The sequence below is a fragment of the Paraburkholderia sp. CNPSo 3281 genome, from assembly GCF_024206515.1.
Classification (GTDB): domain Bacteria; phylum Pseudomonadota; class Gammaproteobacteria; order Burkholderiales; family Burkholderiaceae; genus Paraburkholderia; species Paraburkholderia nodosa.
The window spans coordinates 321796-343940 of record NZ_JAMBPS010000004.1 but is presented as its reverse complement, the minus strand read 5'-3'; the positions used below and the strand labels follow the sequence as shown (position 1 = coordinate 343940).

24 protein-coding genes and 4 pseudogenes are annotated in these 22145 nt (G+C 64.5%); 14 read left to right on the top strand and 14 right to left on the bottom strand.

What is annotated here, in order from left to right; translation table 11 throughout:
• Positions 1-384, bottom strand: a pseudogene (locus M3I56_RS07545) (urocanate hydratase); the annotation flags it as partial.
• Positions 385-440: 56 nt separating this feature from the next.
• Positions 441-1979 (bottom strand): histidine ammonia-lyase, encoded by a 1539-nt coding sequence (gene hutH, locus M3I56_RS07540; protein WP_254353226.1) that lies wholly within the window; start codon positions 1977-1979, stop codon positions 441-443.
• Positions 1980-2245: 266 nt separating this feature from the next.
• On the opposite strand from hutH, the gene M3I56_RS07535 reads away from it, so the two are divergent.
• From M3I56_RS07535 to M3I56_RS07505, 7 genes are all read left to right on the top strand, one after another.
• Entirely contained in the window at positions 2246-3004 is a 759-nt protein-coding gene (locus tag M3I56_RS07535; RefSeq protein WP_254353225.1) for an ABC transporter substrate-binding protein, read from the top strand.
• Positions 3005-3069: 65 nt separating this feature from the next.
• Positions 3070-3759 (top strand): ABC transporter permease, encoded by a 690-nt coding sequence (locus tag M3I56_RS07530; protein ID WP_254353224.1) that lies wholly within the window; start codon positions 3070-3072, stop codon positions 3757-3759.
• The gene (locus tag M3I56_RS07525) at positions 3756-4469 is read left to right on the top strand and encodes an ABC transporter permease (RefSeq protein ID WP_254353223.1); all 714 of its coding nucleotides are present in this window, start codon (positions 3756-3758) and stop codon (positions 4467-4469) included. Before M3I56_RS07530 ends, M3I56_RS07525 begins: the two co-directional genes overlap by 4 nt.
• A 30-nt stretch (positions 4470-4499) precedes the next feature.
• Positions 4500-5267 (top strand): ABC transporter ATP-binding protein, encoded by a 768-nt coding sequence (locus M3I56_RS07520; RefSeq protein ID WP_254353222.1) that lies wholly within the window; start codon positions 4500-4502, stop codon positions 5265-5267.
• Positions 5268-5533: 266 nt separating this feature from the next.
• Positions 5534-5899 carry a hypothetical protein gene (locus M3I56_RS07515; protein WP_254353221.1) on the top strand — a complete coding sequence of 122 codons (366 nt, stop codon included), beginning with the start codon at positions 5534-5536 and terminating at the stop codon, positions 5897-5899.
• 98 nt (positions 5900-5997) lie between these two features.
• The gene (locus M3I56_RS07510; RefSeq protein ID WP_254353220.1) at positions 5998-6531 is read left to right on the top strand and encodes a helix-turn-helix transcriptional regulator; all 534 of its coding nucleotides are present in this window, start codon (positions 5998-6000) and stop codon (positions 6529-6531) included.
• Between the two features lie 27 nt (positions 6532-6558).
• Positions 6559-6972, top strand: a complete 414-nt coding sequence (locus M3I56_RS07505) for a VOC family protein (RefSeq protein WP_254353219.1) — start codon at positions 6559-6561, stop codon at positions 6970-6972.
• A 251-nt stretch (positions 6973-7223) separates the two neighbouring features.
• On the opposite strand, the gene M3I56_RS07500 is transcribed toward M3I56_RS07505, so the two are convergent.
• Positions 7224-7415, bottom strand: coding sequence for a hypothetical protein (locus M3I56_RS07500; protein WP_254353218.1), 192 nt, complete (start codon positions 7413-7415; stop codon positions 7224-7226).
• Positions 7416-7679: 264 nt separating this feature from the next.
• A complete protein-coding gene (locus M3I56_RS07495; protein ID WP_254353217.1) occupies positions 7680-8135 on the bottom strand; it encodes a MarR family winged helix-turn-helix transcriptional regulator in 456 nt (151 codons plus the stop codon).
• Between the two features lie 247 nt (positions 8136-8382).
• On the opposite strand from M3I56_RS07495, the gene M3I56_RS07490 reads away from it, so the two are divergent.
• Complete coding sequence (locus M3I56_RS07490; protein WP_254353216.1) at positions 8383-8868, top strand: SET domain-containing protein; 486 nt, start codon at positions 8383-8385, stop codon at positions 8866-8868.
• A gap of 177 nt (positions 8869-9045) precedes the next feature.
• Here the strand turns inward: M3I56_RS07490 and M3I56_RS07485 are convergent.
• From M3I56_RS07485 to M3I56_RS07475, 3 genes and pseudogenes are all read right to left on the bottom strand, one after another.
• Positions 9046-9165: pseudogene (locus tag M3I56_RS07485) on the bottom strand (porin); the annotation flags it as partial.
• A gap of 1 nt (position 9166) precedes the next feature.
• On the bottom strand, positions 9167-9415 hold the full coding sequence (locus M3I56_RS07480; protein WP_254353215.1) for a hypothetical protein: 249 nt from the start codon (positions 9413-9415) through the stop codon (positions 9167-9169).
• Positions 9412-9627 (bottom strand): annotated as a pseudogene (locus M3I56_RS07475) (iron chelate uptake ABC transporter family permease subunit); the annotation flags it as partial. The gene M3I56_RS07480 and the pseudogene M3I56_RS07475, both read right to left, overlap by 4 nt.
• Positions 9628-9629: 2 nt before the next feature.
• On the opposite strand from M3I56_RS07475, the pseudogene M3I56_RS07470 reads away from it, so the two are divergent.
• The 3 genes and pseudogenes from M3I56_RS07470 to M3I56_RS07460 all read left to right on the top strand — a co-directional run.
• A pseudogene (locus M3I56_RS07470) lies at positions 9630-9812 on the top strand (helix-turn-helix domain-containing protein); the annotation flags it as partial.
• Complete coding sequence (locus tag M3I56_RS07465) at positions 9809-10117, top strand: hypothetical protein (RefSeq protein WP_254353214.1); 309 nt, start codon at positions 9809-9811, stop codon at positions 10115-10117. The pseudogene M3I56_RS07470 and the gene M3I56_RS07465, both read left to right, overlap by 4 nt.
• Positions 10118-10568: 451 nt before the next feature.
• Positions 10569-10934: a sensor histidine kinase KdpD gene (locus M3I56_RS07460; protein ID WP_254353213.1), complete on the top strand. Its 366-nt coding sequence runs from the start codon at positions 10569-10571 to the stop codon at positions 10932-10934.
• 12 nt (positions 10935-10946) lie between these two features.
• Here M3I56_RS07460 and M3I56_RS07455 read toward each other — a convergent pair whose 3' ends face one another.
• The 4 genes from M3I56_RS07455 to M3I56_RS07440 form a co-directional block, all read right to left on the bottom strand.
• Positions 10947-11783: a hypothetical protein gene (locus tag M3I56_RS07455; protein WP_254353212.1), complete on the bottom strand. Its 837-nt coding sequence runs from the start codon at positions 11781-11783 to the stop codon at positions 10947-10949.
• Positions 11784-12157: 374 nt separating this feature from the next.
• A complete protein-coding gene (locus M3I56_RS07450; RefSeq protein WP_254353211.1) occupies positions 12158-12874 on the bottom strand; it encodes an SDR family oxidoreductase in 717 nt (238 codons plus the stop codon).
• A 44-nt stretch (positions 12875-12918) separates the two neighbouring features.
• A complete protein-coding gene (locus tag M3I56_RS07445; protein WP_254353210.1) occupies positions 12919-13800 on the bottom strand; it encodes an NAD(P)H-binding protein in 882 nt (293 codons plus the stop codon).
• Between the two features lie 77 nt (positions 13801-13877).
• Complete coding sequence (locus tag M3I56_RS07440; RefSeq protein WP_254353209.1) at positions 13878-14450, bottom strand: TetR/AcrR family transcriptional regulator; 573 nt, start codon at positions 14448-14450, stop codon at positions 13878-13880.
• A 279-nt stretch (positions 14451-14729) separates the two neighbouring features.
• On the opposite strand from M3I56_RS07440, the gene M3I56_RS07435 reads away from it, so the two are divergent.
• Genes M3I56_RS07435 through M3I56_RS07425 form a run of 3 tightly spaced genes read left to right on the top strand, consistent with a single transcriptional unit; the run spans position 14730 to position 18785 of the window.
• Positions 14730-15185 carry a (2Fe-2S)-binding protein gene (locus M3I56_RS07435; protein WP_254353208.1) on the top strand — a complete coding sequence of 152 codons (456 nt, stop codon included), beginning with the start codon at positions 14730-14732 and terminating at the stop codon, positions 15183-15185.
• 1 nt (position 15186) lies between these two features.
• A complete protein-coding gene (locus tag M3I56_RS07430; RefSeq protein ID WP_254353207.1) occupies positions 15187-17451 on the top strand; it encodes a xanthine dehydrogenase family protein molybdopterin-binding subunit in 2265 nt (754 codons plus the stop codon).
• 11 nt (positions 17452-17462) lie between these two features.
• Positions 17463-18785 (top strand): cytochrome c, encoded by a 1323-nt coding sequence (locus tag M3I56_RS07425; RefSeq protein ID WP_254353206.1) that lies wholly within the window; start codon positions 17463-17465, stop codon positions 18783-18785.
• 71 nt (positions 18786-18856) lie between these two features.
• Here M3I56_RS07425 and M3I56_RS07420 read toward each other — a convergent pair whose 3' ends face one another.
• The 3 genes from M3I56_RS07420 to M3I56_RS07410 all read right to left on the bottom strand — a co-directional run bounded on the left by M3I56_RS07420 (position 18857) and on the right by M3I56_RS07410 (position 22132).
• On the bottom strand, positions 18857-19660 hold the full coding sequence (locus M3I56_RS07420) for a transporter substrate-binding domain-containing protein (protein WP_254353205.1): 804 nt from the start codon (positions 19658-19660) through the stop codon (positions 18857-18859).
• A 228-nt stretch (positions 19661-19888) separates the two neighbouring features.
• Complete coding sequence (hutG, locus tag M3I56_RS07415) at positions 19889-20698, bottom strand: N-formylglutamate deformylase (RefSeq protein ID WP_254353204.1); 810 nt, start codon at positions 20696-20698, stop codon at positions 19889-19891.
• Positions 20699-20725: 27 nt separating this feature from the next.
• On the bottom strand, positions 20726-22132 hold the full coding sequence (locus M3I56_RS07410; RefSeq protein ID WP_375541686.1) for a formimidoylglutamate deiminase: 1407 nt from the start codon (positions 22130-22132) through the stop codon (positions 20726-20728).
• Positions 22133-22145 lie beyond the last annotated feature (13 nt).

Here is a 22145-nt window from a genome sequence, read left to right as displayed (position 1 = left end):
GCGGTCCAGTTCGTGGAAGTGTTCCCACGTGGCCCAGTGCGGCACGAGGTTCGAGTTCGCGAGCAGCACGCGCGGGGCGTCCGCATGCGTGCGGAACACGCCCACGGGCTTGCCCGACTGGATCAGCAGCGTCTCGTCCTCGTTCAGGTCCTTCAGCGACGCGAGGATCTGGTCGAAGCACTCCCAGTTGCGCGCGGCGCGGCCAATGCCGCCGTACACCACGAGCGCATGCGGATGCTCGGCGACTTCGGGGTCCAGATTATTCTGGATCATCCGGTAGGCGGCTTCCGCCAGCCAGGTCTTGCAGACCTTCTCGCTGCCGCGCGGCGCGCGGATCGTGCGGGTCGGGTCGAGGCGGGGGTCGGTGAAGTTCGGGTGGTTCATAACGTCTTCGTCTCGGATGTTATTCAGGATGACTGTTTTTATTCGGAATCTAGCACTTATTGCTCGGACTCGAACGCCAGCGGGCTGTGTTTGGCGATCGCGCCGTTCTGCACCAGCTTCGTCATCGCGGCGATGTCCGGCGCGAAGTAGCGGTCGAGGTCGTAATGCGGCACCTCGGCGCGCACCGACTCCATCACGTGCGCGAGCGCCGGGCTCGTGTGATGCGGCGCGCGCAGGTCCACGCCCTGGGCTGCGGCGAGCAGTTCGATCGCGAGGATGTTGGCCGTGTTGTCGGCAATGTCGGCGAGCTTGCGCGCCGCGAACGTCGCCATCGAAACGTGGTCTTCCTGGTTTGCCGAGGTCGGCAGCGAGTCGACCGAGGCCGGATGCGCGAGCGTCTTGTTTTCCGAAGCCAGTGCAGCCGCCGTGACGTGCGCGATCATGAAGCCCGAGTTCACGCCGCCGTCCTTCACGAGGAAAGGCGGCAGGCCCGAGAGCGTGGCGTCGATGAGCAGCGCGATGCGGCGCTCGGCCAGTGCGCCGATTTCGGCGGCGGCCAGCGCGAGGTTGTCGGCGGCGAAGGCCACCGGTTCCGCGTGGAAGTTGCCGCCCGAGAGCACTTCGTTCGTTTCGGGGAAGATCAGCGGATTGTCCGAAACCGCGTTCGCCTCGATGAGCAGCACCTGCGCGGCGTGGCGCATCTGGTCCAGACACGCGCCCATCACCTGCGGCTGGCAGCGCAGCGAATACGGGTCCTGAACCTTGCCGCAGTCGCGGTGCGAGAGGTTGATCGCCGAGCCTTCGAGCAGCGTGCGGTAAGCCGCTGCCGCCTCGATCTGGCCGCGATGACCGCGCAGTTCGTGAATGCGCGCGTCGAACGGCTTCACCGATCCTGCCGCCGCATCCACGCAGAGGGCGCCAGCAACGAGTGCCGTGCGGTACAGGTCTTCGATCGCGAACATGTTGTAGATGGCGAGTGCCGTAGAAGCCTGCGTGCCGTTGAGCAGCGCGAGACCTTCCTTGGCCTGCAGCGCGAGCGGCTTGAGGCCGACGAGACGCAAGCCCTCTAGCGCGCTCATGCGCTCGCCCTTCGCGAATACGTCGCCCATACCCAGCAACACGCAGGACATATGCGCGAGCGGCGCGAGGTCGCCCGAGGCGCCCACCGAGCCCTTCACGGGAATCACAGGCAGCACGTCGGCGTTGAACAGCGTGATGAGCGCGTCCATCACTTCGCGGCGGATACCCGAATGGCCGCGGCCCAGGCTCGACAGTTTCAGCGCCATCAAGAGACGCACGACCGGACGCGACATCGGCTCGCCCACGCCCACGGCGTGCGAGAGCACCAGATTGCGCTGCAGCAGTTCGAGCTGGTCGTTCGGAATGTGTGTGCTTGCCAGACGCCCGAAGCCCGTATTGATGCCGTACGCCGGCTCGCCCTTCGCCGTGATCTCGGCAACGGCGCGTGCGCCTGCGTCGATGGCGGCAAAGCTGGCCGGATCGAGTTCGAGCTTCACGCCGCCGTTTTCATTGGCACGCGCGATCTGGCGCAGTTGGGACAGGGTCAGATGGCCGGGAGTGAGTTTGATGTTCATGGCGGTGTCAAAGTTGTCTGGACAAGGTGGAATCAGATTACCGAAGCGAGCTTGTCTATACAAGTTCAATCTGCTCCACGTATACCCGCATCTCCGCTTCCTGACGCCAGAATTACGCCGTCTTTCGATTGCAGCACAGTGAAATCCCCAGGTGATAACACCGATTGCCGGTCTTTTCGACGCATCGATAATTGTATAGACAACTTGCCGGGCCGAACCGCCAGTCCATGACCGGGTACACGCCAACCCTTCCTATCGGAGACTTCATGAAGAAACTCGCCTTGTGTGTCGCCCTCGCCCTTGCCGCCGGTGGCGCGTATGCGAAAGACTGGTCCACCATCCGCTTCGGCACCGACGCGAGCTACGCACCGTTCGAGTCGAAGGCGACCGATGGCAAGCTGGCCGGTTTCGACATCGACCTCGGCAACGAAATCTGCCGGCGCCTGAACGCCAAATGCGTGTGGGTCGAGCAGGACTTCGACGGCATGATCCCGGGCCTCAAGGCCAAGAAATTCGACGGCGCGCTCTCCGCGCTCACGATGACCCCGCAGCGCGAGCAGCAGATCGCCTTCTCGGCCAAGCTCTTCAACACGCCCACGCGCCTCGTCGCGAAGCAGGGCTCGCCGCTGCAGCCGACCATCGCTTCGCTGCAAGGCAAGACGGTGGGCGTCGAGCAAGGCTCGATTCAGGAGACCTACGCGAAGCAGAACTGGGCGCCCAAGGGCATCAACGTGATTCCCTACCAGAACCAGGACCAGGTCTATCTGGATCTGCAGTCGGGGCGCCTCGACGCCGCGCTGCAAGACGAAGTGCAGGCCAATCTCGGCTTCCTGAAGACGCCGCGTGGCGCAGGCTTTGCGTTCGCAGGCGCGGAAATCCCCACGGGCGCCGCCGCCATCGGCCTGCGCAAGGAAGATGCCGACCTCAAGGCGAAGATCGACAAGACGATCGCCGACATGATCAAGGACGGCACGTACAAGAAGATCGAGTCGAAGTATTTCGACTTCGACGTCTACGGCGGTTAAGCACCGTCGTCTTCATCTGCAACAACAAAGGGGAGCGCTGCTCCCCTGAACGAGGACATCCTTCCATGGTCTTTCAAGGCTTCGGCCCGCTGCTCCTCGCGGGCACGTGGGAAACCATCAAGCTCGCGGTGCTCTCGCTAGGCGCCGCGTTTTTGCTCGGGCTTGCGGGCGCTGCCGCGAAGCTCTCGCCCAACCGCGTGCTTTCGCGCATGGGCACGGCGTACACCACGCTCATTCGCGCGGTGCCCGACCTCGTGCTCATGCTGCTGCTGTTCTACAGCATCCAGATCTGGCTCAACGACGCGACCGACATGATGGGCATGGACCAGATCGACATCGACCCGTTCGTGGCCGGTGTCATCACACTCGGCTTCATTTACGGTGCGTATTTCACGGAGACCTTCCGCGGCGCGTTTCTCGCCGTGCCGCGCGGGCAGATCGAAGCCGGTTTCGCATACGGCATGAGTTCCACGCGCGTGTTCACGCGCATCCTGTTCCCGCAGATGATGCGTTTCGCGCTGCCAGGCATCGGCAATAACTGGCAGGTGCTCGTGAAGGCCACGGCGCTCGTTTCGATCATCGGTCTCGCCGATGTGGTGAAGGCCGCGCAGGACGCGGGCAAGGCCACCCAGGCGTTCTTCTTTTTCACGCTCGTGACCGGCGCGATTTATCTCGCCATCACCACGGTTTCCAATCTCGCATTGCACCGCCTCGAAAAGCGCTATTCGACCGGTGTGCGGAGGGCAACGCTGTGATCGAACTGCTTCGTCAATATTGGCCCAACTTTCTGTACAGCGACGGCTTCAACACCAGCGGTCTCGTTATCACGCTCTGGCTGCTGGTCGTTTCGATCGTGGCGGGCTTCCTGCTTGCCGTGCCGCTCGCCATCGCGCGCGCATCGCGCAACCCGTGGCTATCGCGGCCGGTTTGGGTCTATACGTACGTGTTCCGCGGCACACCGCTCTATGTGCAGTTGCTGCTCTGCTACACCGGCCTCTACAGCCTGCACTTCGTGCACGCCAATCCGGTTCTTGGCGACTTCTTTCGCAGTGCCATGAACTGCACGCTGCTGGCCTTTGCATTGAACGAGTGCGCTTACGCCACCGAGATTTTCGCGGGCGCGATTCGCGAGACCTCGTATGGCGAAATTGAAGCGGCCCAGGCATATGGCATGTCGAAGACCAAGGTCTACACGCGCGTCATCCTGCCTTCCGCGTTGCGGCGCGCGCTGCCCTCGTACAGCAACGAAGTGATTCTCATGCTGCACGCCACGACGCTGGCTTTCACCGCGACCGTGCCCGACATCCTGAAAGTGGCGCGCGACGCGAATTCCGCCACCTATATGACGTTCCAGGCGTACGGCATCGCAGCGGCGCTCTATGCGTCCATCGTCTTCGCCCTGATCTGGGGTTTCCGCCGCCTCGAAACACGTGTGCTGGCCTATCTGAAGCCGCAAGGCCATTAAGAATTTCAGTCCTGATGGAGTGAACCGAGTATGTACAAGCTGATTGTCGACGACCTGCACAAGAAGTTCGGCGAGAACGAGGTTTTGAAGGGCGTATCGCTCAAGGCAAAGGCTGGCGACGTGATCAGCCTGATCGGATCGAGCGGTTCGGGAAAGAGCACGTTTCTGCGTTGCATTAACTTTCTCGAATCGCCTTGCTCGGGACGCATCACGCTCAACGGCGAGGAGATCCGTACGAGCGCCGACCGCGGAGGCGCGTTGCGCGTGAGCGATCCGAAGCAGCTCCAGAAAATGCGCACGCGCCTTTCGATGGTCTTTCAGCATTTCAATCTCTGGGCGCACATGACCGTGCTCGAGAACATCATCGAGGCGCCGGTCAGCGTGCTTGGCCTCTCCCGCAGCGAGGCCGAGGCCCGCGCGCGCAAGTACCTCGAGAAGGTGGGGCTGGCCGCCGGCGTCGAGCACAAGTACCCCTCGCATCTTTCCGGCGGCCAGCAGCAGCGCGTGGCGATCGCCCGCGCGCTGGCGATGGAGCCCGAAGTGATGCTGTTCGACGAGCCCACCTCCGCGCTCGACCCGGAACTCGTGGGCGAAGTGCTCAAGGTCATGCAGAAGCTCGCGGAGGAAGGTCGCACCATGATCGTCGTCACGCACGAAATGGGCTTCGCGCGCAACGTGTCGAATCACGTCGTGTTTCTGCACAAGGGCAAGATCGAAGAGCAAGGCGACCCCAAGGAAGTGCTCAATGCGCCGCGCAGCGAGCGGCTCCAACAGTTCCTCGCGGGACGGTTGAAGTAAGGTCGTGGCGGGCAGTCGTTTCAGGGCCCGCCAGCACACCTCGGGGCCATGCGCAACGATGTGCGGACATCGACTTGCGGCCCCCGGTTACACGCCTTGTGTGCGCCAGACCACATTGGCGAAATCGCCCGGAGCTATAGTGAAAACGTGCACGAGAACGACGCGCAACGCTCGCCTCCACGCCTGGCATCAGGCTATCCGCCGGGCGAGCGCGCCACTCCATCGTCTCGAAGCAAGGCAGTAATCCGGCTTTCAGGAGACCTCCCATGAAGAAGCTGCTTGCCCTCCTGCTCATCGTTCCCGCTACGGCTTTTGCAGACTCCGCGGCATTCCCGGACGGTTCCGCGAACCCCAGCGCGGCCGACATCCAGCAACGCCTCTCGGGCAAGGCGTTCGACATCAAGATCGCCGACGGCAGCACGTGGCACGTGCAGTACGGCAATAACGGCGACTACGACTTCAAGTCGAGCAAAGGCTTCGCCGACCACGGCGACTGGAAAGCCGAGGACGGCAAGATCTGCAGCAAAGGCAGCAAGATGCCGTATTCGTGCAACGAAGTGCGCATGAAAGGCGCCGACCTGTACCTCAAGCGCGACAACGGCGAGATCATCCAGTTCGTCGAATCGCAGTGAGCGACGCCTGGCAGGCCCAACCGATCGAAAGCCGATCGTCGGCCATCGATCGCCGTTGGGCCTAAACTACCGGCATGCCGCCCGCTCCAGACGAATGCATGCCCGCTAGCGCAGCCCTCCACGCCGATGCGCCCACGCTCGCCCATGCGCATCCTGAACCGCCCGACGCCGAACCGCTTCTGGACCCAGCCCTGCTGCGCCGTCTGTTGCGCGCGAAAGACCGCATGGACGCCGCCTCTCACGAGGCCTGGCCCGTCAAGCGCCTGGCCGAGGTCAGCGGCGTTTCCGAAGCGCATTTCGCGCGCTCCTTCAAGCGCGCCTTCGGCCTCCCGCCGCATCGCTACCTGCTCACGCGGCGCATCGAGCAGGCCACCACCCTGCTGCGCGACACCGATCTCGACATCACGGATATCGCCTTCGCCACCGGCTGGGAGAGTCTTGGCACCTTTGGCCGCACGTTTCGCGACGTGACCGGCTCGAGCCCCAGCGCCATGCGCGTCCAGGCGCGGGCCAACCTGCCCGAGATCGACCGCGTGCCCGCCTGCGTACTGAAAGCCGCGCAGCGCCCCGACCTCACCACAGCAGTTTTGGAGAAGCGGCGGCGTACGGGCAAGGCTAAAGTGCGGACCTGAAGTGCGGTCACTAACCAGGGAGGTGTCATGAATCAGGGTATCAATGTGGTGGGCCTGTACGTCGACGACCAGGACGAGGCGCTCAAGTTCTACGTCGACAAACTCGGATTCCGTGTGCATACCGACGTGCGCAATGGGGCGTACCGCTGGCTCACGGTCCAGCACCCGGAGCAGCCATCGTTCCAGCTCGGGCTATTCCTGCCCGGGCCGCCGGTTCACGACGAGGCCACCGCGCAAACGCTGCGCGCCATGGTCGCCAAGGGCGCCATGCCGCCCCTCGTGCTCGCGGTGGCGGACTGCCGCGCCAGCTACGAGCACCTGAAAGGCCTGGGCGTCGAATTCACCCAGGAGCCGGTTGACCGCTACGGCAGCGTCGACGCGGGTTTTCGCGATCCTGCCGGCAACGGCTGGAAGATGATCCAGGCGCCGAAGCAGTCATAGCAGCCAGGCATGCGCGGCTTCGAAGGCGATGACTCGCGAGGTTTGCACACGCGTGCGATCGCCCACCGGGTCTAGATACGTTTTGCTAATGTTCCTGAACATCGTTGCCTCTATTTCAGCGCTGCCTGCCGCCGACTTTCAGTTACATGACAAGTCAACTATTGTGCCGAAATAACCCGCTCGCAGGCGACACCCTGTCGCGTGCGAGCGTTGAATGGAGCGCATCGGTCTTCAGATCATTGCCATTTGCGCTAATCGAGCGCAGCGAACGGCGCGTGGCCGTCCATCCAGTCGTACTGGCTGGACGGCGTCGCCCACGCCCAGTTCGAAGGCGAACGCGCAGCGGCGCTGCGGCTTGCGCGATCCGCCCCGCTGCGTAGCGCGGCGTTCGTCGCGCGATCCTCGGCGCTCGTCTCCTGGCTTTCCGCGATGATGTCTTTCATGTCAGTCCCGCTCCAAAGAAATTAGATCCGCATGCGGCGGCCGACGGTCTGCACGGCGCAACCCGCATGCTTTTCAATGTGAGCGGACGATACGGCAATCCATCGAAGCGCTTTTCGCTTCAAATGCCATTCTTTTATGCTTGGGCGCCACTGAGCGTTAACGCCTGGTCCGCCACGAAGCGGCATTGCGCTTCGCGGTGGCAATTTGATGACAATTCAATGACTGATCGCGTGCCGGAAATTCATGCACGGACCAGGAGGCGGTCAGGGCGTGGCGTCCCAGCCGTGTGACGCGAGGATCTTGTCGAGCAGGAAGCGCAGCGCGACGCGCTCGGCCTCGTTCAGCCCGTGGTAAAGGTCGCTTTCGCGCTTGTCGAGGGTCGGGCCGATCTTCTTGAAAATCTTGCGGCCTTCGGCGGTGAGCGAAATGATGACGCTGCGCCCGTCCTTGTCGTTGCCCGTGCGCGCGAGGATCTCCTTCGAGAGCATGGCCTCGACCGTGCGGCTCGCCTGACTCTTGTCGAGGTTGGCGCGCCGCGAGATATCCATCACGGTTTGCTGACCGAACGTGCCGATCGCGGCGATGATGCTTGCCTCCGGATACGGCACACCCAGCTTGTCGCGCGACATCTCGCTGCTCATGCGGTCGGCGATCTTGGTCAATGCCTTCAGCCGATAGGTCAGCGAGGCGTCTGCGCCTGGCTCATTCGTGCTTGCCATATACCCACTCGAGAATTGGATCCGGAAACTCGCCAAAGAAACCCGGGTATGTTGCCTTGATCCTGCCCGCGAGGTCAACTGCGAGGCACACATGTGGCAGAAGCCGAGAGTCGGGCGCCGTCCGCTTCAATACGGTGCACGCAATGTGTGACGGCGCGATACGCAAGGTCGATGCCCATATCCATTTTCATCACTCGCTTTCATCGTGGCCGCTTATACTGCACGCGTTCAACGCGCGAAGATGGCCATGAGCAAACGAATGACTGTCCGGCAGTCGCCGGTGCACGGAAAAGGCGTCTATGCGTTGCGTCCCCTGCGGGCCGGCGAGCGCATCTTCGAATACAAAGGCAAGCTCATGAGCTGGCGCAGCGCGGCCCGGCGTTATCGTCTGCGTGAAGACGGTGCGCATACGTTTCTCTTCGGCCTTTCCGATGGCCGCGTGATCGACGGCGGCCAGGACGGCAACTGGGCGCGCTGGCTCAATCACGCGTGCCAGGCGAACTGCGAAACGATCGAAATCAACGGTCACGTATTCATCGACGCGTGCCGCGACATCCTGCCAGGCGAAGAGCTGTTCATCGACTACGCGCTCGAACTGCCCGACGACGCCTGCGAAGACAGCCTGCGTGAATACACCTGCCGCTGCGGCGCGCCGCTGTGCCGCGGGACGATGCTTGCCGGCGCCGGTGTTGGCGTTGACACCGGCTTGAGCAGCATCGTCAGCCTGCTTTAGGCTGCACGTTGCCTGGAACCGGTGCCGCATGCCGATCGCAACAACCGTCTGCTGATTCGTCGATGAAGGCGACTGCCCGCTGATATCCGCACCGAGACCCGATCCATCCGCGCTGATGTGCTGGTAGCTCGCCTGCGCATAGACATCGGTGCGCTTCGATAGGAAGTAGTCGGCCTGCACCGACACCTCGTGCCAGCGCGGGTGATGCTCGCCGCCTGAACTCGAAAGCGCGCCCTGCGTGTAAGTGTACGCGCCGTTCAGGCTGAATTTCGGCGTGAACAGGTAGCTCGCGTTCACCTCATAGTTGCTGAAGCTCGCGCCCTGCCCGTTCTGCACGAGGCCGAGACTGTTCGCGCCGTTGATCGTGTCGGGGCCGCCCAGTTGAGTGCGGGTCCACACGAAGCCGAAGCGCGCCGGATTTGCCGCTGCCGCTCGGCGCGAGCAGCGCCGTGATTTCGCCGCGCGCGAGCGGCCCGGCGCTCAAGTCGCTCAGCACCTCGCGCTTGCCGTAGCGCACCGAAAGCGCGTGAATCGACAATCCGCTCATTGCATGGCTCCCTGCGAGCGCACGACGATGCCGAGAAAGAGCGGAATGCCCACGAGCGCCGTGACGAGCCCAACGGGAATCAGCACGCCCGGCACGAGCAGTTTCGAGGCAATGGAAGCGAGCGAGAGCATCAGCGCGCCGAGCAGCAGGCCGCCCGGCAAATAGAAGCGATGATCCTCGCCGAAAATCGTGCGCGCGATATGCGGCGCAATTCTCGCGCGAGTTTCTGCTCGACCAGGTGTTCAGCAAGAGCCTGACGCCGCTCGTTCGCGCCATCGACGTCTGCGTGAGCCGGCTGCGCCAGCACCTGAAGGACTCGGCGCGCGAGGCCACGCTCATTCGCACCGTGCGTAACGAGGGCTATATGCTCGTGGCCGACGTCGGGTACGAAGCGTGAGGCGGGTCGCGCAGATCGCGGCGCAGTTGCGCCGCTGGCCGCTGCTTTTGCCACTTCGGCCGCTTTGGCCAGACACGCTCTTTGGGCGCCTCGTCATGGTCCTCGCGGCGGGCATGTTCGCGGGACAGTTGCTGACCAGCACGATCTGGTTCGAAACCCACGACAACCTCACGCTCGAAATTCCGGCGCGGCTCTTCGGCAGCCGTCTCGCCGATACGGTGCGCCTCATCGAGCGCGCGCCCGACGCGGCGACGCGCGAGGCGATCGTCGGCACGCTCGGCGACGATCGCTACCGCCTGCATTGAGTGCAAGGCGCGCCGCTGGCCACGCCCGCCACGCTTTCGCTCGCACAGCGCGCCACCGCCGGGCTGATCGAAGGCGTGATCCGCAAGCGCCTGTCCGAAGCCATCGACGTACATCTCATCGACGCTCAGGTGCGCGACGGCGCGCGCCGGGAAGGCGGCGTGCTGAGCCTGTTCGATTCGCGCATGCCCACCGGCGACTTTCACGTGCAACTCGAAGTGCCCGGACACGGCTGGCTCGACATCCACGCGAACGAAGGCCAGGCGGGCATGCATACCGAGCGCGGCGCGCTCGTGATCGATTACCTGCTGCGGATCTATCTGCTGCGCTTCGCCGCTGTGTGCCTGATCGCCATGGTGGCGGTGCGCTTCGCGCTTGCGCCGTTGCGCCGCTTCGCGACGGCGGCCGAAGCGCTCGGGCGCAATATCTATCGCGCGCCTCTCGCCGAGGATCGTGCGCGCGCCCGTTCCGGACTTTGCGCGCAACCTCAAACGCTGTCTGCAGAATCTTTTCGACAACGCGATTCGCTATGGCAGCGAGGCGAGCGTCACCGTTTGCGATGTGGAGGATGGCGTGCACGTGGTGATCAGCGACAACGGGCCCGGCATTGCCGATGCCGCTCTGCTCGAACGCGTGTTCGAGCCTTATTTCCGCATCGGTTCGTGTGGCAGCGATGCGCCCGCCGGCACGGGATTGGGGCTCACGATCGCGCGCAGCGTGGCGGCCGCGCATGGCGGCACGCTCGTGCTGCGCAATCGCGTGGTGGATGAGCAAGTTGTTGGGCTCGATGCCGAGCTGGCTTTGCCGACGGGCGATTGAGCCGACGGGCCGTCAATTCGACGCCGTTTTGCGGGCAGCGTCGTCGGTGGACGGCCCGGTGCCGCGCAGGTTCGTCACGTTTTGCAGCAGATCGAACCAGAACGGCGCGCCGAACAACGTTGCGCTCGCCGTGAGAAGCCAGCCGACGATCATCCAGACCACGCCGTCAGCGTAGGCGTCATCCCTTTGCCAGCCGATCGGCAACTGGTTCATCAGGGAGACCGCACCAGAAGACGCGCTCGAGTGCAGCGCACCCGCGAGCGAGGGATGCACCCACAGAATCCTGAACAGAAAAACCGTATCGATGTTCAGCGCAATCACGATCACGAGCGCCACGGCAAATGAAATGAACTGCGACCAGCGCTTGTAGGTGCCGGAGAGCCTGTCCATGCCATTGTCGAACCACTTGCCGAGCGCGTCTGAAAACTGGCCGACATCCTGGTTGGCGTGCCGATACATCGCCTGCAACACCTCCCTCAATTGCTGGTTCTGGATGGTGGCAATCGACTGACCGATGTCCTGGTCCGCACCGGGCGCGCGCCGAAGGATATCGATCATCGCCAGGGCAAAGTCTTTCGACGGAATATAGGATGGCTTGTACTTCAGGTCGCGCGCATTCGTCGCGTCACCGGAGTCGCGCGGGCTCACGAGCGCGTGGTTATAGAGGTCGCGCGCCATGCCGTTGAACTGCGGGTCGTTCAGGATCTGCTTGACGCCGGATAGCAGACATTTCGCGCGCAACTGCAAGAGCGACGCAAAAAGCTCGGTCACGGTGCTGACGGCAAGGCTCACCGCGAAATAGCAGAACACCAGGCCGATGCCGACTTCGAGTACGGTGCTGTTGAACATGTGCGACTCCGCGTGCGTGCACTTCAAGAGATGAGAGACTGCGCAGCCCGCTGCAGATCGCAGCATGTTCGAGGCAATCGCGTGGCGGGCGCCCTCTCTTCAACGATCAGCGGTTTTGACACGACGCTCAAGACCGCGAATGCGGGTTGTGTGTGGAATGCCACACAGGGAAGGCAACGGAGGGACGACTCATCTTGATTGTTGTTACACGAATCCAAACCTTCGTAGTTCGAATCATTCATGAATCGAAATGATGATTCGAAACCTGTCGCATTCGGCACTTCGCTGCGCATCCAGACGATATCTAGAGCCGGAGCCGCGCAGTCTTCATGCGCGCGCGGCGCACCGGCCCGTTGCTGCCTACGCCAGCATACCTATGCCAGCAGGACCGCAGGGTCGATATAGCCCGGCACCGCAGCCGAAAGCGATTGCTTCAACTCACGGCTGCCCGCATCCGCGAGCACTTCGCTTTCGCCCGCTTCGAGCGCCTCGTAGGCCTGGCGAACGACATCGACGGGACTGGCTTTCGGCACGTCGAAATCCTTCGTGAGATCGGTATCCACGAAGCCGACATGCACACCGACCACGCCGATCTTGCGCTCGCTGAAGTGCAGCCGGATGTTGTTGGTATAGCTCCAGGCCGCCGCCTTCGAAGCGGAATACGGCGCGAGGAACGGCACGGCTCGCCATGAGACATCGGAGAGCACGTTGATCACGCCGCCGTTGCCGTCGCTGGGCAGCACGGATTCGAACGCGCGCGTCGTGCGAATAACGCCATAAAAGTTCGTTTCGAAGATGCGCCGCGCCTGTTCCTCCGCCTCTGCCGCAAGCGGCGACGCGAGAATTTCCGCAATCCCTGCGTTGTTCACGAGCAGCGTCACGTCCGCGGCGATCTTCGCGGCAGCCGTAACGGAGGCCGGATCCGTCACGTCGATCTTGACCGGGACGATGCCGGGCTCGCGGAAGCCTTCCGGATTGCGCACCCCGGCGTAGACTTTGGCGGCGCCGCGGGCCAGCGCCTCGCGTGCAAAAGCCAGACCGAGGCCACGGCTTGCGCCGGTGACAAACACAACGGCATTCTTGATCTTCATTTTGAATCTCCAATGAAATTAGTCCTGCAAAGTGTTCGTTTGAATCAGGCACGGAAAAGCTCGCGATGAGCGCGAACGAATGCCTCGACCGTCTGCGGCGCCTTGCCGGTAACCTGCTCGATGATGCTGTCGGTCCCCTTGAACACGCCGTTCTGGTAATCGACGGCGACTTCGATGAAGTGCTGGATCGCAAACTCGGGAAGGTCGTACTTCTGCAAATGCTCGCGATATTCATCGAGAGTGCCGGGGCGATAAACGATCTTCCGGTCGATCACCTTGCCGATCTCGTCGGCAATGCCCTGGTGGTCGAATTCGACCGGCCCGCAAAGCTCGTAGCGCTTGCCGATATGGCCCGACGGTTGCGCGAGCACCGTGGCGATGAAGCGGGCCTGGTCAACGGCGGCGATCGGCGCGTGGCGTCCCGCTCCGTAAGGCAGCGTGATCTGCCCTTGCTTGACGAGGGTGTCGCGCACCCACGGGAAGATCAGCCATTCGGAAAAAAAGGTCGGGCGAACATGAATGGTCGGTACCCCTGACCAGTCGAGCACGCGTTCGGCGATCCAGTGGTCGCGCGCGGCGTGGCTCTTCGCATCCTCGCGTGCGGAAATCTGCGACATTTCCACGACGACTTCGAGACCGGCGCGGCGCGCGGCGTCCGCGAAATACGCGGTGCCCTGAATAAACCCGGGCCGAACGGGATAGCAGAGGTACGCGCCCGTCACGCCTGAGGTGGCGCGAATCAGGTCGTCGTGATCGAGCAGATCGCCGACCACCACTTCGGCGCCGGCGGCACGCAGCGCGGCACTGCGCGCGTCTTCCGTACGGACCATCGCGCGAACCGCATGTCCGGCTTCGAGCAGGTTATTGACCACGTGCACGCCGGTTTTTCCCGTGGCGCCGGTAATCAGGAATTTTCGCTGTTGCATGATGAGTTCTCCGTTAAAAAGTGCATATACACATATGAGTGCGAATTGAATCGCCAGACTCTGGCGACAGCTTTCGTTCAGATCACTTCGATGTGTTGCCTGACGTCTTCCAGCAACGACGCGGAAGCATCCTGATCGGGGATGATGCGCGCCAGGGTCAGCGCGCCGATCATGGCCGCGAGCGCGAAAACGGCCTGCGAGCGGTTCGCCTCTTCCTCCGGTGTTGCCATGCGCGCCGCCAGCATGTCCACGAGCGCGTCGAACCCGCGCGAAGCCGCCGCGCGGGTCGCGTCGTCCGCGCGCGCCAGCTCGCTGCCCATGCCGGCAAGCGGGCAACCGTTCGCGCGCGCGTCGCGATGACCGGTGGACATGTACGCGTCCACGATCGCCCGGAACGCGTCCTCGCCCGTGGCCCCATCCGCAGCGGCGACGAGGTTTTCGACGATGCCGGCCAGCCCCGCTTCGCACGCCTCCGCGACCAGCTGATCCTTCGACTCGAAATGGCGATAAAAGCCGCCATGCGAGAGCCCTGCAGCGGCCATCACGTCGGCGAGTCCCGTTGCATGGATGCCATTCGCCCTGAATGCTCCAGCCGCGACTTCCACGATGCGCTCCCGCGTCTGCGCCGTTTCGACCTTCGACTTCCTCATGATGACCCGCTCCGTGATTCGATGTTGTTTAGATGCTAGTCATCATCTAAACGGAAGTCAAGGCGCGTTTTGGCTATTCGGGCATCGCAGGGCAGCCGCGGACCCGTTTTCTGCACGCATTTAACGGCGGCGCTACACTCGAACGGTTGTCGAAAGGCCGTGCCCACGGGCCTGCGCTTTTGGCTTGCTCATTAGGCAAGCCAGGCGGAACAGCCGGCGCGCGGACACTTCGATTGCACGATCAAGAACGACAAATCCCCACTTTCCGAGAGCCGCACCATGACGACGCTAACAATCAACGGAGAAACTCATACGGTCGACGCGCCGCCCGACATGCCGCTGCTCTGGGTCCTGCGCGACATTGTCGGCCTCACCGGCACGAAGTTCGGCTGTGGTATTGCACAGTGCGGCGCATGCACGGTGCATCTCGACGGCGTGGCCGCGCGCTCGTGCGTGCTACCCGTCGCGGCCGTTGCGGGCCGCAGGATCACCACCATCGAGGCCATCGGCGCGACCCCCGCCGGACAGAAGGTGCAGAAGGCGTGGCGCGAGATCGACGTCGTGCAGTGCGGCTACTGTCAATCGGGGCAGGTGATGTCGGCGACAGCGCTCATCGCCGCGAATCCGAACCCGAGCGACGCAGATATCGACGCCGCCATGGCGGGAAACATCTGCCGCTGCGGCACCTATGCGCGGATTCGCGCCGCCATCAAGCAAGCCGCGAAGGAGGCCTGAGATGTCACAGGGTCTCCTCGATGCGCAGAACGGCGCGCCAGAACGCAAGCAGCCTGTCACAGCAAGCGGCCCACTCTCGCGCCGCACCTTTCTCAAGCTCGGCGCGGCGGCGGGCGGCGGCCTGCTGCTCGGCATCAGCTTTTCTGCCGGCGCGCAGGGCGACAGCCAGACGCGTCAATCGGTCGTTGGTGGCGATGGCAACGAAGCGCCGCAAGACGGCGTGTTCGAGCCGAACGCGTTCGTGCAGATCGACCGCTCGGGCAAGGTCACGCTGATCGTCCCCAAGGTTGAGATGGGGCAAGGCGTGTACACCTCGATTCCGATGCTGATCGCGGAAGAACTCGAAGTGCCGCTCGATAGCGTCACGATCGATCACGCGCCGCCCAATGCGAAGCTCTTCACCGACCCGCTGCTGGGCGGCCAGCTCACGGGCGGCTCGACGTCGATTCGCTTTGCCTGGCAGCCCATGCGAGAAGCGGGCGCGGCCGCGCGCACCGTTCTGACTCAGGCGGCAGCGCAGCAGTGGCAAGTCGATCCGGCCACCTGCCACGCCAAAGCAGGTGAGGTGCTGCACGACGCGAGCGGCCGGCGCATCGCCTATGGCCAGCTCGTCGATGCGGCCGCCCATCTGCCCGTGCCGCAGAAGGTGGCGCTCAAGGCCCCCAAAGACTTCACGCTGGTCGGCAAGCCCACCAAGCGCCTCGACTCGCCCGAAAAGGTCGACGGCTCGGCGCTTTTCGGCCTCGACGTGCGCCTGCCCGACATGGTCTACGCCGCCATCGTAAACTGCCCTGTGTTCGGCGGCACGCTCGCGAAGGTCGACGACACCCACGCGAAGCAGGTGCCCGGCGTCACGCAGGTCGTGAAGATCGACAACGCCGTGGCCGTGATCGGCGCGCACACGTGGGCCGCGAAACGGGGCGCTGCGGCGCTCGTCGTCGAGTGGAACGAAGGCGCGGGCGCGAACGTTTCGATGCAGCAGATCGTCGCCGATCTCGCGAGCGCCTCGCAACGCGAAGGTGCCGTCGCCCGCAAGAATGGCGACGTGCAGCAGGCGTTCGGCACCGCAAAAACACGCATCGACGCCGTCTATCAGCAGCCGTTCCTTGCGCACGCAACGATGGAGCCGATCAACTGCACGGTCAACGTGCAGGCCGATGGCTGCGAGATCTGGGTGGGCACCCAGGTGCCCACGCGCGCCGTGGATGCCGCCGTGGCCGTCACGGGCCTGAAACCCGAGCAGGTCACGCTGCACAATCATCTGCTTGGCGGCGGCTTCGGGCGGCGGCTCGAAGTCGATGCGATCACCCAGGCGCTCAAGATCGGCAAGCAGCTCAAGGTGCCGGTGAAGGTGTTCTACACGCGCGAGGAGGACATTCAGCACGACATGTACCGGCCGTACTACTACGACCGCCTGTCCGCCGGGCTCGACGCGAACGGCAAGCCCGTGGCCTGGCAGCACCGTATCGCTGGCTCCTCGATCATTGCGCGCTTTGCGCCCCCCGCGTTCCAGCACGGCGTCGACCCCGACGCCGTGGAAGTCGCCGCCGACCTGCCCTACGACCTGCCGAACCAGTTGATCGAATACGTGCGCCAGGAGCCGCATGCGGTGCCCACCGCGTTCTGGCGCGGCGTGGGGCCCACGCGCGGCACGTTCGTGGTGGAGAGCTTCGTCGACGAACTCGCGGTGGCCGCGAAAACCGATCCGGTCACCTACCGCCGCAATCTGCTCGGCAAATCGCCGCGCGCGCTCAATGTGCTCGACGTGGCCACGCGCGCCGCGAACTGGGGACCGCCCATGCCGAAGGGCCAGGGGCGCGGCGTTGCGGTGATGCACGCGTTCGGCAGCTTCCTCAGCATGGTCGCGGACGTCACCGTGGACGACGGCGAAGTGCGCGTGGACCGCGTGGTGTGCGCCGTGGATTGCGGCATGGCCGTCAATCCCGAGACCATCGAGGCGCAGATCCAGGGCGGCATCGTGTTCGGCATCACGGCCGCGCTGTGGGGCGAGATCACGATCGAGCACGGACGCGTCACGCAAACCAACTTCACCGACTACCGGATCATGCGCATCGACCAGATGCCGGTAATCGAAGTGCATCTGGTGAAGAGCGCCGAAGCGCCCGGCGGGATCGGCGAGCCCGGGACTTCGGCGGTCATACCGGCCGTGGCGAATGCGATCTATGCGGCAACCGGAAAACGTCTGCGGCACTTGCCCGTGGGCCGCCAGCTCGTGAACGCGGGCGCGTCCGCGCAATCGGCTTGAGGGAGCGAACCATGACGAAGACGATCGACGCATCCCAACGAGCCCGCGGCCTGCGCCGCGTTGCCGCCGCATCACTCGCACTCGCCGCATTCGCGTGCGTGACTGCGCGCCCCGCGTTCGCCGCGGGCGCAGCGGACGCCGCCACGATCCAGCACGGCGCCTACCTCGCCGCCGTGGGCGACTGCGCGGCGTGCCACACCGCGCCGCACGGCAAGCCGTTTGCAGGCGGCCTGCCGATGAGCACACCGCTTGGCCGCATCTACACGACCAACATCACGCCCGACCCGGACACCGGCATTGGCGGCTACACGCAAGCGGACTTCGCGCGCGCCCTGCGCGAGGGCGTCGCCAAAGACGGCCACAACCTCTATCCGGCGATGCCTTATCCCTCGTATGCGAAGGTGCGCGACGAGGACGTCGCCGCGCTCTACGCGTACTTCATGCAAGGCGTGAAACCGGTCAGGCAGAGCAATCGCGACGCCGACATCAAGTGGCCGATGAACCTGCGCTGGCCGCTCAAGATCTGGAACGCCGTCTTCCTCGAGAAAGGCGCGTACCAGGACAAAGCGGGCAAGGACGTGGCATGGAACCGCGGCGCGTACCTCGTGCAGGGTCTCGGCCATTGCGGCTCGTGCCACACGCCGCGCGGCATCGGCTTCAACGAGAAGGCGCTCGACGAAAGCGGCGACGCCTGGCTCACGGGCGCCGTGCTCGACGGCTGGTTCGCCTCGAACCTGACCGGCGCGCACAACACGGGCCTCGGGCGCTGGAACGAAGCGGACCTCGCGCAGTTCCTGAAGACGGGCGCGAACCAGCACGCCTCGGCGTTCGGCGCGATGACCGATGTGGTCAACAAGAGCACCCAGGCCATGAACGACGCGGATGTCAACGCGATCGCGCTCTACCTGAAGTCGCTGCCCGCGAAGGGCGGCGACGGCGCACCGGCTTACGCCTATGACGCGCAGGCGACGAAAGTATCGCTCTCGCGTCCGGCGAACGATGCGGGCGCGCGCGTCTACACGGCGTATTGCATGCATTGCCACGGCGCCGACGGGCGCGGCTTCGCGCCGATGTTCGCGCCGCTCGCGGGCAATCCGAATGTGCTGGAAAAAGACGCGTCGTCGCTCATCAACGTCACGCTCAACGGCACGGGCGATCTTGTGATCCAGGGCATGCCCGCGCCGTACCCCATGCCCGCTTATGCAGATGTCCTAAGCGACAAGCAGATCGCCGATGTGCTCACGTTCGTGCGTGCGGGCTGGAACAACAAGGCAGGCGGAGTGGGCGCGGCGGAAGTCGCGAAGCTGCGCACGAGGACGCAGGCGGCGCGGTAGGAAGGAATGTTGAAGCGAAACGCGCCGGCCCTGAAGGCGGCCGGCGCGAGTATCGAGAAACGCCAGTAGCGTTAGTGAGCGAGCGGTTGCGTCACGTCCTGGCCGAACCACTGCATGGAGATTTTCTTGAGCGTGCCGTCCTGCTTGAGCGAGGTGAGCGCGTCGTTGATCGCCCTCTCGAACTTCGGATTGCCCTTGCGGAACGGAATGGCCATTTGCTGATCGGCGCCCGGCAACACGGCGCCCGGACGCAGCGGCAGGTTCGACGTCTTGATGATGTACGGCAGCATCAGGCGGTCGTCCATCGTTGCGTCGATGCGCTTCGTGGCCAGGTCGCGCAGCTTCTCGGGCGCGCCGGGATAGGTCTGCACGTTGATGCCGGGCACGGCGCGCGCCATCTGGTCATAGTTGGTGCCGAGCGTCACGCCGAGCTTCTTGTCGCCCTTGAATTCGTCGAGCGTCTTGAATTCGCGTTTGTCGTCGGAGCGCTGGATCAGCTGCGCGGCCGAGTACGTGTACGGCTGGCTGAAGTCGAGCGCCTGCTGGCGTTGCGGCGTGATGGTCACCTGATTGACGATCACGTCGAACTTGCCGGCCTGCAGCGCCGCGATAATGCCGCTCCACTCGGTGGGAATGAACTCGGGCTTAACCCCGAGCTTGGCCGCCACGGCCTTCGCGACGTCCACGTCGAAGCCGACGAGTTCGCCCTTGCTGTCACGGGAATCGAATGGGGGATAGGTGCCTTCCAGACCGATCTTGAGCACCCCGGCCTGTTTGACGGAATCCAGCAGGTCTTCCGCATGGGCGGATATGGCGGTAAATCCAAGTGCCGATACGGCAAGCGCGCTTGTGAACAGGAGCTTCGTCAACTTCATTCAACCTCTCCTCTTTATGTGGATGTCTGGACTGCTTCGCGATGGCACATCAGCGCCCCCCGAGGCCGCGTCGCTAGAGAATACTACGATCGGCAGCGCGATCGTAGCCCGCACAACTGAGTACTTTCCCGCGCTGGGCGGCGCGCAGAACGGGGCACATCGCCTTTGAGACCGGCTGCTGTCTGAAAGGTAGGGATTCGCTTAATAGCGTGTTCACGCGCGGCGCAATCAACCCGCGGCGGCGTTCATCGCCTTCACGGCCTCGAGCGCGCCGCCCATCATCCTGCTCACCACCGGCTCGACTTTCTGCGCGTGCGACGGCATGTAGTCGAACGGCGCTGCCTCGCTCATGTAAGTCGACTGGCACATTTCGAGTTGCACGGCATGCACGCCGTCCTGCGGCGCGCCGTAATGACGCGTGTTGTAGCCGCCCTTGAAGCGGCCATTCGCGATCCACGTGTAGTCGCTCGCGGCCGCCGCGCGCTCGACCGCCGCCTGCACCGCCGCCGCCGCCGTGCGCCCGTCCTGCGTGCCGATGTTCAGATCGGGCAGCTTGCCGTCGAATAGCCGCGGCAGCACGCTCGCAATCGAGTGCGCTTCCCACAGCAGCACGTTGGCGTGCTGCGCGCGCAGGCGTTGCAGCTCGGCGCGCAGCGCGTCGTGATACGGCTGCCAGTAGGTGGCGACGCGGCGTTGCCGCTCGTGCGCATCAGGCGCGCGGCCCTCGCGATAGAGCGCCTCGCCGCGGAACGTTTCGGTCGGGCACAGCGAAGTCGTCGTCTGCCCCGGATACAGGCTTTCGTCGTTGGGCGGCCGGTTCAGGTCGATCACATAGCGCGACACGCGCGCACCGAGTATCGTCGCGCCCAGCGACTTCGCAAACGCATAGAGCCGGTCGAGATGCCAGTCGGTATCGGCGACCGTGAGCGCGATGTCCGTATAGGCGTCGCGCAGCGCCTCGGGGATCTGCGTGCCGAGGTGGGGAATCGAGATCAGCAGCGGCGCCGTGCCGCGTTCGAGTGAAAAGAGGTCGGTCATGGGGGCTCCGTTCGGTTGGCCGCGCGCTCAGGCGCCGGCGAGGAGATGGTTCAACACCTTGCGATAGCTGGCGTACAGGCGCGCTTCGTCGCGATGCCGGCGCTGCGCGACGACTTGCTCGCCGCCCACATAGACGTCGCGCACCGGCGTCTCGCCATGCTCGCAGAACACCACGGCGGAAAGCCAGCTTGGCGGCGTCTGCTGCGCGAGGTTCGGATGCTGCGCGTCGAGCACGAGCCAGTCCGCGCGGGCGCCCTCCTGCAGCGCGCCCACCGCGCGCCCCGTCGCGCGCGCACCGCCCGCGAGCGCCGCGTCGAAAAGACGGTCGGCCACCTGCGCCGTCTCGGCCGACGCGAGCACGTTGCGTTCGCGCCGCGTGAGCCGCTGTCCGTATTCGAGCAGGCGCAATTCGGCGCGCCAGTCCACGCCGATATGGCTGTCCGAGCCGATGCCGAACGCGCCGCCCGCATCGAGATACTCGCTTGCGGGGAAAATGCCATCGCCAAGATTCGCTTCGGTCGTGAGGCACAGGCCCGCAATCGCGCCGCTCTGCGCGAGCGCGGCGGTCTCCCGCGCATCGATATGCGTGGCATGGACGAGGCACCAGCGCGCGCTCACGTCGAAGCGATCGAGCAGCCATTGCACGGGCCGCGCGCCCTCGGTCGCGAGGCACGCGTCCACTTCGGCCGTCTGCTCGGCGATGTGGATATGCACCGGCGCGTGAGGAAGCGCGTGATCCAGGCCTTCCAGCAGCGCACGCAACGAGTCGTGCGAAACCGCGCGCAGCGAATGCGGCGCGACGCCATAGCGCAACGCGCCGTGCTCGGGCCGCCACGCACGCAGCGCCTCGACAATGCCGAGCAACTGGTCGGGCGTGTTGATGAAGCGCCGCTGATCGTCGCGCGGCGCTTGCGCGCCGAAGCCGCGGTACTGGTAGAGCACGGGCAGCATGGTCATGCCGATGCCGGTGACGTCGGCCGCCTCGACCACACACTGCGCCAGTTCGGCAGGGCTCGCATAACGCTGGCCGTCCTGCGCGTGATGCACGTAGTGAAACTCGCAGACGGAGGTATAGCCCGCCTTGAGCATTTCCACGTAAAGCCAGCGCGCGACCGCGGCAAGATCGTCGGGCGTGATGCGCGCCGCGAAGCGGTACATCAGGTCGCGCCAGCTCCAGAAGCTGTCGGTCGGGTTCGCGCGATATTCGGTGAGGCCCGCCATGGCGCGCTGGAACGCATGCGAATGAAGATTAGGCATGCCAGGCGTGATCGGGCCCGGCGCACGCGCGACGCCTTGAGGCGCTTGCGCCAGATCGGGCGTTACGCCGCGCAGCGTGCCCGTAGCGTCCCATTCGAGCAGCACATTGCGGCGCCAGCCGCAGGGCAAATACGCATGGTCCGCGAAGAGCGCGTTCGTCATGGCAAGCGGAGGCATCGGGGGGCTCATG